General features: G+C 38.6%; 9 protein-coding genes. 5 read left to right on the top strand and 4 right to left on the bottom strand.

What is annotated here, in order from left to right; translation table 11 throughout:
- Positions 1-80: 80 nt before the first annotated feature.
- Positions 81-296, bottom strand: a complete 216-nt coding sequence (locus F6K38_RS25170; RefSeq protein ID WP_131827137.1) for a hypothetical protein — start codon at positions 294-296, stop codon at positions 81-83.
- Positions 297-330: 34 nt separating this feature from the next.
- Between F6K38_RS25170 and F6K38_RS25165 the strand changes: the two genes are divergently transcribed.
- Both F6K38_RS25165 and F6K38_RS25160 read left to right on the top strand, forming a co-directional pair.
- Entirely contained in the window at positions 331-852 is a 522-nt protein-coding gene (locus F6K38_RS25165; protein WP_008187204.1) for a class I SAM-dependent methyltransferase, read from the top strand.
- Between the two features lie 44 nt (positions 853-896).
- Positions 897-1562, top strand: coding sequence for a sulfotransferase family 2 domain-containing protein (locus F6K38_RS25160; RefSeq protein WP_008187206.1), 666 nt, complete (start codon positions 897-899; stop codon positions 1560-1562).
- A 300-nt stretch (positions 1563-1862) separates the two neighbouring features.
- Here F6K38_RS25160 and F6K38_RS25155 read toward each other — a convergent pair whose 3' ends face one another.
- Together F6K38_RS25155 and F6K38_RS25150 are read right to left on the bottom strand one after the other, a co-directional pair.
- Complete coding sequence (locus F6K38_RS25155; RefSeq protein ID WP_287357829.1) at positions 1863-3860, bottom strand: ABC transporter ATP-binding protein; 1998 nt, start codon at positions 3858-3860, stop codon at positions 1863-1865.
- A 202-nt stretch (positions 3861-4062) separates the two neighbouring features.
- Positions 4063-5058, bottom strand: a complete 996-nt coding sequence (locus tag F6K38_RS25150) for a glycosyltransferase (protein ID WP_008187209.1) — start codon at positions 5056-5058, stop codon at positions 4063-4065.
- Between the two features lie 469 nt (positions 5059-5527).
- Here F6K38_RS25150 and F6K38_RS25145 point away from each other — a divergent pair, with 469 nt between their 5' ends.
- The 3 genes from F6K38_RS25145 (at position 5528) to F6K38_RS25135 (ending at position 10060) form a co-directional block, all read left to right on the top strand.
- Complete coding sequence (locus F6K38_RS25145) at positions 5528-6607, top strand: LLM class flavin-dependent oxidoreductase (protein WP_008187212.1); 1080 nt, start codon at positions 5528-5530, stop codon at positions 6605-6607.
- Positions 6608-7414: 807 nt separating this feature from the next.
- Entirely contained in the window at positions 7415-8545 is a 1131-nt protein-coding gene (locus tag F6K38_RS25140) for a hypothetical protein (protein WP_008187217.1), read from the top strand.
- 9 nt (positions 8546-8554) lie between these two features.
- A complete protein-coding gene (locus tag F6K38_RS25135; protein ID WP_008187219.1) occupies positions 8555-10060 on the top strand; it encodes an MBOAT family O-acyltransferase in 1506 nt (501 codons plus the stop codon).
- Positions 10061-10189: 129 nt separating this feature from the next.
- Here the strand turns inward: F6K38_RS25135 and F6K38_RS25130 are convergent, their stop codons facing one another.
- Positions 10190-11494: an MFS transporter gene (locus F6K38_RS25130; RefSeq protein WP_008187222.1), complete on the bottom strand. Its 1305-nt coding sequence runs from the start codon at positions 11492-11494 to the stop codon at positions 10190-10192.
- Positions 11495-11872: the final 378 nt, after the last annotated feature.

Here is an 11872-nt window from a genome sequence, read left to right as displayed (position 1 = left end):
CTGTTTGACCCGGTGGTGCGTTACGGGCAGCAACCTAACCCTGGCTACGAGGCGGAAAATGAGGAACCCCCTAACGCACCCTACGCAAAATTTTGTATTATAGCAGTCGCCAGGGCAGTTAGGACATCGACATTAGTCTCACACCCAAAGTAAGCGCAAGAGTTTGACTTCTGACTTCTGACTTCTGACTTCTGACTTCTGACTTCTGACTTCTGACTTCTGACTTCTGACTTCTGACTTCTGACTTCTGCTATACCTGTTCCCAGATCCGCTGTTCCCATTAATCCTATGTTCACAAATCAAATACAAAACCTATAGGAGATTAAAATTATGCCAATTAAGTTTGATTTAGCCAAGTATATCAATCCTGTATTTGTTGAAACAGGAACCTATAAAGGTGACGGAATTGCTCTTGCTTTAGCATCAGGTTTCCAAAAAATCTATAGTATTGAAGTTGCCGAAGAGTTTTATAATAATGCAGTACAAAGATTTAAGACAGAAATCGATAGAGGAACTGTAGAAATAATTTTAGGTGATTCATTGTATTGTTTACCAAAGGTGATTAGTAACATAGATTCTAATATTACTTTTTGGCTAGATGCTCATACTATACTTGGTTATGAGGGAGAAAAGTCTTGTCCTCTATATGAAGAACTTGACGCGATCGCTAATCATCCAATCAAAACACACACCATATTAATTGACGATCTACGTCTATTTTCCCAAGATGGTTGGGGTAAATCAGTTCTTAAAGATAACATCATCAACAAAATTAAAAAAATAAATAGTGATTACTCGCTTATTTATGAAGATGGAAAAATAGAAAATGATGTTCTAGTAGCTTTTCCTTGATCTGAGAGAACAATAAATTAAAGAAACTAAGAAAGTTGCAGGTAATGATATCACACGATAATAAATTTATTTTCATACACATACCAAAATGTGCTGGTAAGTCTATGCAAGTTTTTTTCAAAGAAGAAGTAAAGGCATTGGGATGGCAAAAAGAAGCAGGACTAGAATACACGATGAGGATGGATGGTTTAGCTAAGACGCTCAACCTATATCCTGATTACTTTACCTTGACGTTTATTAGAAATCCATTTGATAGATTTGTATCTATATGGAAACATAGCGAAAGAGTAATAAAACATACCGATAATAGGCCAAATACTTACTTCCACAGACCTCAGAGAAATCTGAGCTTTAATGAATACGCCAAGTTAATTAGAGAGGGAGAGCCAAAACAGCTAAGTGGTTTTGACCAATATCATTCAAAAAAACAAGTAGATTTCATCCTAGACTACAATCAGGAATATTTGTTTGGTATCCCGAGAAAAACAAAAGATAATTGTAATTTTATAGGCAGATTTGAAAATTTAAAGCAGGATTTTGCAGCAGTTTGTGAGTTACTAGGTATAAAAAATAAAACTCTACCTCATGTTAACAATAGTCAAGATACAAAACACTATAGTGACTATTATGACGAGGAAACAGTGGAAATTGTTCGAGAACTATATGCTGAAGATCTTGAATACTTAGGCTACAGCTTTAACAGTGACTAGCTCGTAAGCATATGCGCTACGCGCACGCTGCTTGAGGTGCCGTCAGCCGTCAGCTGACGTAACAGAGATTAAAGCAATGCTTACTTGTTTTATTCAAAAGCACCTCAAGTAGCGTGCGTGGCACAGGCTTTGGCCTTGGCCGTTGGCCACGCTACGCGAATGGCCACGCTGTGCGAACGACGCTGGGAGGTAGCGCATTAGCTGATAGCTGATAGCTGATAGCTGATAGCTGATAGCTGTTCGCGTAGCGTGCGCGTAGCGCATTAGCTGAATACTTACACTAGCTCTCTTTATGTCATGTTACTGGTTAACCAGTAATGCTGAGTTTAAATTTTCAACTCTGTTGCTCTCCATCTCGATTTTATATTGCTTTGCTTGCATGTTCCAAAGGCTAGCATATTCTCCATTTTGCCGTAACAGTTCTTCGTGAGTACCCACCTCAACTAACTTGCCAGCTTTCAGCACCATAATTCGATCTGCTAGACGTACAGAAGCTAGTCTATGGGTTACTAGAATGGCAGTCTTTCCCTTGACTAATTCAGCAAAGCTACTATAGATTTCGTATTCACTACGGGGGTCTAGAGCTGCTGTTGGCTCATCTAAGATCATGATTTGGGCTTCGTTTTCCCGCACAAAAGCGCGGGCGATCGCTATTTTTTGCCATTCTCCTCCAGACAGTTCAGTACCATTAAATTGCTTGCCTAAAAGCGTTGCATATCCTTCTGGAAGCTTTTCCACTTTAGCTGCAATTTCTGATTTTTCACTGGCACATTTTAATTTCTCTAAGTCATCCATTGCTGAAGTATCCCCCAAGGCAATATTTTCGCCAATGGTGAGAGCATAGCGACAAAAATCTTGAAATACCACAGCAATTTGCTGCCGCCATTGTTCAATATTAAAATCTTTGAGATTTTCCTCATCTACAAAAATATTTCCTTTAGTTGGGTCATACAAGCGAGCTAAAAGCTTAACTAAGGTACTTTTACCAGCACCATTTTCACCCACTATAGCGACAGTTTCACCAGGATTTAACCTCAAAGAAATGTTGCTTAAAGCAATTCTGCCGTCTGAATAAGCAAACTCTACATCATCAAAGACAATACCTGACTTAATTGGTTTAGGTGTGGGCTTCCCTGGAATACAGATTGGCATAATAGATTGATAATCCATAAATTTGAAAAATAGCTCCATAAACAACATCGATCTTCGCATAATCCTTGAAAGCATGAGCAATTGGTTGATATTACTTTGAACATAACCAAGGGATTGAATTAACAACAAGATACTTCCTGGAGTTAATTTACCAGCTAAAGCTTGCAGAATCACCCAACAAAAGCAAAATCCATTGCCCAAAACACTTAATATTCCCAGGGCACTTAAAATCAAAGCTTGTTTACTTTGCAGATTATGAATTAGCTGATGCCTATCTTCAAAAGCTTCTAAATAACGCTGACTAAACAAAGATTCCAGTCCGAAAAGACGTACCTCTTTAGCATAGGTATCTGTTAGCATCAATCCAGAGTAATACTTCATGCGGCGAGCTTGAGGACTTTTATGAAAAATTGCTGCCCAAATCCCTGACTCAAGTTTTAAAGAAGCATAAGTTTGCGGTAGGTATGTTAGTAAAATTAATAGGGGAATCCACCAGTCTACAGTAAACAATAAAGCAAACATAGTTGTGAGGGTGACCAGTATTTTTAAACTGGTTGAAAAAACCCTTAAAAGGCTGATTGGCTCCTGGCCTACTTGTCCTTGAAGCATTTCTAATTCATCGTAAAACTCCGGATTCTCAAAATTATTAATATCAGCAAAGCTATTAGCTTTCTCTATTAATTTCAGGTTGAGACTAGCCATGAGCTGATCTGAGAGTTTCATAAAGGCAATGTTAACCCAAGGGCTGATCAGATTATCTAAGAACAGTGCTGCCACCCAAAGCAACACAAGAATGGCAATTATTTTGAAGTCATAGTCTCCTCCCGGAACTAGGGAAGCCACCGTGTCCACCACTTGTTTTTGAATTCCTACTGTGATAGCAGGAATTAAACTTTGCAACAACAAAACGATAACTACAAATGCCGTTGCTTTTGGTGCAGTTGCCCACAATAAAACTAGGGAAAAACGAATACTTTGGATAAAAACTGTAATAGATTGCTTGAATTTAGCGATTAATTTTTCCTCGTTATCTTGATTAGTCGTTTCCTCATTATTATTGTTTTCACTAGCTGTTGTCGCTTCTTCAGAATTATCTTGATTATTATTTTCGTTATTAGCTGTTATCTGTTCGCTGGATTGACTCATTAGGCTCCCTTATAATTAACCTTGTTTCAAAACAATTTCCGAATTGCTGACTCCACCTTATCTCCCACCGCTGACCAAGAGTATTCGGCTTTTACCAGTTCATAGGCATAATTACCAAGTCTTGCTTCTAAAGAAGCATCTGACCAAAGTTGGCATATCCCTTCAACAATTTATTGAATTGTGTTTCTCCTTGTTAGGGCAATTAATTGACAGATTGACTTTCGGTAAATAATATTTCTTTTTCATATTCCTTAACGTAATTAGCCGCCATTGTTAGATAATGAAAGTCTTTCATGGCTTTTTCCCGACAAGCTTGAGGCGAAATCTCTTTAAGTTTCTCCACAGCAGCAATATATTCGTTCTGTTTGCGACAAATGAAGCCAACATCAGGTGAAACTATTTCCCGAAAAGCTCCGCGATCGCTACAAATTACTGGAGTTCCGGAAATTAAGGCTTCAGGAACAACTAAGCCAAAAGGTTCGTGGATCAGGGTTGGGGCAAGGAGTGCTTTAGCACCAGCGATTAATTCGGCTTTCTGTTGTCCCCGTATTTCACCAACAAATTCAACCCCTTGCTCCCGGCACATGGCAGCAAATTGACGTTGATAAAACTCATTTTTACTGGAACCTGCCACAACCAGCTTGATACCTAGTTCTTGGACTAAGAGCAAGGCGAGACCAAATCCTTTCAACACGGCTCTTTCTAAACCGCATACCAAAAAAATGAAATAATCAGATTTGGTTTCAGAATAGATGAATTCAGCCGGATCGATGCTATTGTGAACATAGCGATCGCAACCATAGCTTTGGGCATGGGAGCGTGAAACAAAAATCCAATTCTCTTTTGACAAACCTGAAACATCATGATTCCCAAAAGGAGCCTGGAATGTTCTTACCCAAGGCTTACCAGAGGAATCAAAGGAAGCATATGGGGAAACATCTTGAGGCTGTAGAATATCAACATCAAACCTTCGTTCCCTGACCTGATTAACGGTTTCTGGCAAAGGTTCTAGGATTTCCTTCTCTCCAAGATTGTAGAAAACATCATGTCCTAGTTCTCCCAACCCTTTAGCCAGCAGGTCTGTGGTATGTTGAGATGCAGTTCCAGTCAATTTAGCTGGATATTGATGATTACTCGATAGGTAGATACGCATTTTCTGCTTGATAAAACTGATACAAAGCGCCACTAATTGTGACATTTTGAAGTTTACTTATTGGTTCAACTGAGTAAGTCGCCAATCCGACGGCTCCCCTAGTCAGCAACACCTCATCCACAGGCATTCACGGTCGATGCAACCGCAGCATTTATATTACCGCACTGCTAGAAAAGTTGTCAACCAGGTTCGGGCTGTCCTAGAGTGACCAGTAGGAGGTTCAACTCTCACACATTGGTAAAATAAATAGCATAAAAATCCTGTATACTGATGTATACTTATTCAGGCCAAGAAAAACCGCTATGATCAAACGTGGCAGTAAATCTTGTCAACTGGAACAATAATAGACAATCAATCGTATAATTCTAAAGTTTACTCATTGTTGTAGCTTCCAGGGCTAACTACGGAACAGTTACTCCCCTGCCTCGTAAAGGAACTGCAACTAAAGTCGCCGAGACATTTGTCCGACCGTAGCTAAAGCTGAATAGTTTCCAAACTACCGATTTTTTTGAAGATGAACTCATTGAGATTCCACTGGCGATTAGCCGCACAAGCAAATAGGTTAGGCGTTGTTTCACAAGATGCTAAACTCCAGGCAAGTAATTCACCTGAGCAACAAGTGAATTTACCAGATATCGAGAATAATCTTTTCTTCTGCCGCCGTGCCGAAGAAATTGGTATTGATTCCCTGTTGACTGCCTTCGGCTATTACAGACCAGATCCAATTCTACTTTCCACTGCTTTAGCAATGGCAACAGAAAGGATCAAATTTATGGTTGCCTATCGACCCGGAGCAATTTCACCTACCTTGTTTGTCCAACAAATTAATACGCTTTCTGCCTTAAGCAATGGCAGAGTGAGCTTAAATGTAATTATGGGTCATTCCCAAAAAGAGCAAGGCTACTATGGTGATTTTCTCGAACACGATCAACGTTATCAGCGAGCCGAGGAGTTTTTAGAGATTTGTCAAGGGTTTTGGCAAAAAAATGGCGGGTTTACTTTTAAAGGCACCTACTACCATATTGAAGAAGGGCAAGTAGGTACTCCTTTCGTGGCACCAGAGAGGAATTCCCCAGAAATTTACATCGGTGGCGGTTCGCCTCCGGCACAGGAACTCGCTGTAAAGCAAGGTAATTGTTGGTTACTTCTTTTCGATACCCCAGATAAACTGCGACCACGTGTTAAAACCATAATTGACCAAGGAATAGAGGTGGGTCTACGTGGTTCTATAATTGCTAGACCTACTCGTGAAGAAGCCATAGAAGCTGCTTACTCTTTGATTAATACTGGCAACAAACAATGGATTGAGGAAGTATTTGTTAAGAACTCTGATTTCCAATCGATAAAATTTGCTTATCAAGAAGAAGCTGATGGTAATTGGCTTACCCCTTGGTTATGGAAGGGTGCTGTACCTGCCCATGGACCGTCTTCTATGGCCCTTGTCGGAAGCCCGATTGATATTGCTGAAGCAATCATGGAATATAAAAAGATGGGCTGCTCTCAGTTCATTTTTTCTGGTTGGCCTGAACTGGAAACAATGACCTACTTTGGTAAGGAAATTTTACCCCTGGTTAGGGAGATGGAAAAGATATAGTCGTGAAGTACATCATGCCAGCCATCAGCCTGCCGTAACAGAGACTAAACGGATAGTTTACCTGTTTATTCAAAAGCTGTTACTGTAGTGCATTAGCTGATAACTGAATGCTTCTATCACAACCAGTTTTTTTTAATTGTATTGAAATTAACCGGAAACTGCTAAAATTAAACACAAATTACAATCAAGAAGATGGAAAGTGTCAAGCAATTTACTAAATACATGAGAGCTGATGAACCTGGTTGACTGACAAAAGTTTACGAGCGAAGCCCTGAAACTCTCTATATACAAGGGTTCTAGGGCTTACAGCAAATGCACTTATGGATTGATCGTTTTGGGCTTCAGATTTTAAGCTTGATCATTTGCCTTCAAGCCTTTTGCCACTAAAGGGCTTCGCCGGGTTCGCTTGGAGAGTGCGGAAACCCTTATTGAGCAGTCGATCTGAAATGTTTTGTCAGTCAACCAGACTACAAATCTCCGTAACCCTTACAGTGTAAGGATTACGGAGATTTTTGAATTGTGTAATTAATTTTGTGCACCTGCTTAGCAATTTCCTGGTTTTTGATGTACAGTAAGTAGGAGAGTAGAATAAAAGGAAAAAGAGAGGATGAGAGTATATTCATTAGATGTTAGAAAAAAGATAATAGAGGCAAATGAAAAGGGAAGAGTATCAATTAGATAAAGTAGCCGATAATTTCAATCTAGGAAATATCACAAAATTGTTTACCAATTAGCGAAATTAGAACAAAAATTGAAACCGTTCCACAGAATAATGGCTTCATATAAATTTAGAATAAATGATGATTTATGACACAATTTAGTATCTGGAAAAATTGTAAATATCATAATTTGTTTACAGCAACTGCTTACAGTATTATTTTCACAATTACGTTAACAATATTTTTTGTTCTTGCCAATATAATATTTCCTTATCCTAACATTCTTAATTCTCCTAATAATGTTAATCTTAAGCTAAAATACTTTGCCGAACACAAAGATGAATATAATGCTATTTTTATCGGTCCTAGTACAACTGAACACGGTATAGTACCTAATTTATTCGATAAATTAATGGCAGAGCAAAACAGAGAAATTAAATCTTTTAATGGGGCAATTGGTGGAGCAACAGTAGCAGAGATAGACTTTTATTTAAGAGATATAATTGCTTTAAAACCGGCTAATTTAAACTGGTTATTTATAGAATACCCCGATGCTATGGATGAGAAACTACGTAATTCAGGTTCTGCCAGAAGTATATATTGGCATACTCCTAAGCAAACCATCTTAGCTTTACGTATAATGTTGGAAAAAAAACATCCCCTCCGATTAAAATTTATTATTGCTTATGGCAACTTAAAAAGTTTCTTATATAGAATTTTATCGATGGGTAGATTTTCTAATTTTTGGCAACAAAAAGTATTACACTCCAACCCATTAAAGATTGCAAAACAACAATTATTGATAGAAGAATCTGGATATATTTCCTTAGATCGGTTAGCTAAATATACTAGCAAATGGGACAATGTTAGACGAAAGCTTTTAAATAATTTAGATGATTATTATCAAAATGTAGATAAAGAAATATATAAGTTTAAGCAAAGGAACACTGCATCAATTAATCTCTTTAAACCTTATACTTTAAAAGTTATCAAAAATATGTGCGATCTGATCGAAGAACAGGGAATTAAGCCCATTGTTTTTATATCTCCAACTGTGGGATATGAAGAAACAACAGCAATGGAATTGTATAAAAGCCGCAATACATCAGTAGTTTTTGCTTTAAACAATCCGGAAGCTTTCCCTACTTTATATCAAGTTGACAACAGATGGGATTTTGTGCACTTAAATGACAGAGGTGCAAGGGAATTTACTCGTTCTATGGCAGAACAATTTACTAAATATCTTGAAACAGAAAAATCAGGAATCTATCCTTTATAAAAATTAGAAATGATTTTTACCGAATTTCGCTTCCTATTTTTTTTCCTTACAGTTTTCTGTATCTATTGGACATTAAGCGAACACCAGCATCGTAAAATTTGGTTACTCATTTGTAGCTATATTTTTTATGCCGCTTGGAATTGGCGCTTCTTATCTTTAATGTTGGCTTCCACAATCATTGATTATATCATTGGTTTGATGATATCAAGACCTATAATTGATGATGCTAATCCAGATTGGGAAACTAAGGAAACTGATAGGACAAAAAACTTTGATTGGAACAACCTTGCGTCAAAACCTATAGACTTCCGACAACGCCAACTATGGCTAGTATTGAGTTTAATAGGCAATCTTAGTATCTTAGGATTTTTTAAGTATTATAACTTTTTTACTGATTCAGCGGCTAATTTTCTCAATTTACTTGGCTTACCTATAAGTTTTCCCATTCTACAAATTATTCTACCTGTAGGAATTAGCTTTTATACCTTTCAAACCCTCAGCTACTCTTTAGATATTTACCGAGGTAAACTCAAACCAACTAAAAACTTTTGGGATTTTGCCTTGTTTGTCAGCTTTTTTCCCCAATTGGTTGCTGGGCCTATTGTTCGTGCTGCCATCTTTTTACCTCAGTTATTGACACCGAAAACATTTAGTCAAGTTGAGGTTAGGAGTTGTTTGATGCTGTTTCTGGTAGGATATTTTAAGAAAGCCTGTATTGCAGATAATCTTTCTCTTATAGTCGATGAGTATTTTGCTAATCCAGAGATTTATACAGTAGCGAGTGCTTGGATAAGTGTAATCTCTTTGAGCATCCAAGTTTACTGCGACTTTTCTGGATATTCAGATATGGCGATCGCATCTGCTGGTTTACTAGGCTATAAATTACCTTTAAACTTCAACTTTCCTTACTTTGCCAGTAACATCACAGAACTGTGGAAACGCTGGCATATTACTATGTCTATTTGGTTCCGAGACTATCTTTATATTCCTTTGATGAGAAGACGGGAAAAAAAAGATAGAACCAGTATATTCTCTTATAGTAATCTTATCTATACTATGCTGGTAACGGGACTATGGCATGGTGCAGCTTGGCACTTTGTTGTTTGGGGAGGATTACATGGTATAGCTTTAGCTGTACATAAAGAATGGTCAACACGGCTATCTCCCTACAAGAAATTACTACCTGTTAGAAATGCTCTAGGTGTCCCTTTAACGTTTTACTGGTTTTGTGCTTCTGGAATCTTTTTTCGCAGTGAAGATTTTTTTAGTGGCTTAACTATTGTCAAATCTTTTGTCTTGTTTAATTCTCCTGGTACTGAAAACTTAGAACTTCAAGCTGCATGGATCTTTATTCCTTTAGTATTACTACATTGGGCAGCATACAAAAACTGGTTTAGTAACTGGTGGCGTATAATTCCCAATTGGAGTTTTGCGGCTATTTATGGACTTTGTGTTTCAGCTATTTTACCTTTGGTTAGAGTTGCTTATCAACCTTTCATCTACTTCCAATTCTAAGTTTAAAAGTAACAGACAATTCATTCTTTGGTTCAGCAACCCCGAAAATCGGGATAGATTCTATTTCATTCTGCCATTTTTGATAAATCACTTCTTCTTTTGAGTGGAATCATACTTGTGCTTTGGTGATTAGTTTTTGCTCGGCAAAGGTTGGTCAGGAATGCTATCGGGCAATTCCTCTTCCAGTAATCTGAGGCGAGGATACTGATAAGCCGCAATGGTTCCAACAACTACTACTAAACCGATAACAATGTCTAGAAGACCAATTCCACGACCTTGGCCAACGCCAATTATTTTTCCTAGATTTCCTGCTAAAATACTATCAGGAGCCATCAGAGGTTCAAAAATCAGATCGTCTAGAGGGCCAGCGATCCCATAACCAAGGGTTAAACCCACAGTAGCAATGGGATCTTTCAAACCAAAAACCCTTCCCTGTATCTCTGGAGGTACTTTCTTTTGAAACATGACTTGCACTAAACCGCTAATAACCGGATATATAGCTAACAAACAAAAGTCAGAAACCGTGAATAGAGACAGGGAAGGGCGTAAACCTGCCAAAAATATGAAAAGACCTGCTAGGAGGGTAAAGCCAAATATAGTTTTGATGTAATGCTCCTGAGCTTTCCAGATACTCATCATCAGGCTACCTAATACTATTCCAGAACTGCCAATGGATAAAACAATCCCAAGACCAGTAGGGGAGGTGAGAGATAAAACTAGGGGAGTAGTAAGGACATTAAATATTCCTGTAAATAAGTTATTGCTAGCAAATAAAATTAATAATGCTAGCAATCCAGGTTTGGTAGTTAGAAAATTCCAGCCAAAGATAACCTCCTTCCAAAAAGATTTGTTCCCTGTCTGTTCATCTAGATTATTTAATTCCTGAAATGTAACTACCATCAAGGGAACAATGGCACAAAATAAAGTCGCAAAGTCAATGACAATGATGCCTGGGATGTGAACAATGGGCAGCAATATACCTGCTAAAACTGGTGCAATCAGTTTAGATACACCCCGCCCCAAACTGGTTAAGCCACTGGCACGAGGTAGGTTTTCTTTTGGTACTAGCAGAGTAGTGGCAGCAGCATAAGCATTAGCCTGAAAAGTGCTGAAGCAAGAACTAAGAGCTTCGATGATGTACAAGTGCCAAATTTCTAGGTTTCCTGTGATGAATAACCAAGCTATGCTTAAGGTGCAAAGACCAGCACAAAAATCGGCGATAATCATCGTCCAGCGACGGCTCCAGCGGTCTACAAATCCCCCTGCGATTGGGGAAATGAGTAGACTAGGCAAGCTACCACACAAAACCAGTAAGCCGAACTGGGTAACTGAGCCGGTTTCTTGAAACAACCAGACATTGAAGGCAAACTGAGTTAAGCGAGAACCTACTAGGGAGAGAAATTGTCCAATCCAGATGATCAGAAAAATTATCATCTAGTTATACACCATTGTCATCTTTTGTGTAACAAAACGTAAGCATTCAGCCGTCAGCCGTCAGCCGTCAGCTTATTTGGCGTTGCTGATTCTGGGTATGGTTTAGCCCCCCTAGGGCGTGTTTTCAAACTCGGAGATCCCCCTAAATCCCCCTTAAAAAAGGGGGACTTTGAGTATGGCTCCCCCCTTTTTTAAGGGGGGCTGGGGGGGATCTAAATCTTGCGGAAAACTTTGAAAACACGCCCTAGCCCCAGGGCTAATTCATTGTGATCAGAGAAAATTAGGGCAGCCAGAAACTCGCGTAAACTATCAAAGTGAGCTCAATATGGAACTGTCCTACTTTTCCGATCAAGATCTTTCAATCATGCTGTCATACCA

The organism is Moorena sp. SIO3B2, assembly GCF_010692525.1.
GTDB lineage: Bacteria > Cyanobacteriota > Cyanobacteriia > Cyanobacteriales > Coleofasciculaceae > Moorena > Moorena producens.
The sequence above is the reverse complement of the archived record's forward strand: the minus strand, read 5'-3'. Positions and strand labels throughout refer to the sequence as shown.

What these genes read in the sequence shown, in the direction of transcription:
- F6K38_RS25165 (WP_008187204.1), top strand. Translation starts at nt 331, where the DNA reads ATGCCAATTAAGTTTGATTTAGCCAAGTATATCAATCCTGTATTTGTT.
- F6K38_RS25160 (WP_008187206.1), top strand. Translation starts at nt 897, where the DNA reads ATGATATCACACGATAATAAATTTATTTTCATACACATACCAAAATGT.
- F6K38_RS25155 (WP_287357829.1), bottom strand. Translation starts at nt 3,860, where the DNA reads ATGAGTCAATCCAGCGAACAGATAACAGCTAATAACGAAAATAATAAT.
- F6K38_RS25150 (WP_008187209.1), bottom strand. Translation starts at nt 5,058, where the DNA reads ATGTCACAATTAGTGGCGCTTTGTATCAGTTTTATCAAGCAGAAAATG.
- F6K38_RS25145 (WP_008187212.1), top strand. Translation starts at nt 5,528, where the DNA reads ATGAACTCATTGAGATTCCACTGGCGATTAGCCGCACAAGCAAATAGG.
- F6K38_RS25140 (WP_008187217.1), top strand. Translation starts at nt 7,415, where the DNA reads ATGACACAATTTAGTATCTGGAAAAATTGTAAATATCATAATTTGTTT.
- F6K38_RS25135 (WP_008187219.1), top strand. Translation starts at nt 8,555, where the DNA reads ATGATTTTTACCGAATTTCGCTTCCTATTTTTTTTCCTTACAGTTTTC.
- F6K38_RS25130 (WP_008187222.1), bottom strand. Translation starts at nt 11,494, where the DNA reads ATGATAATTTTTCTGATCATCTGGATTGGACAATTTCTCTCCCTAGTA.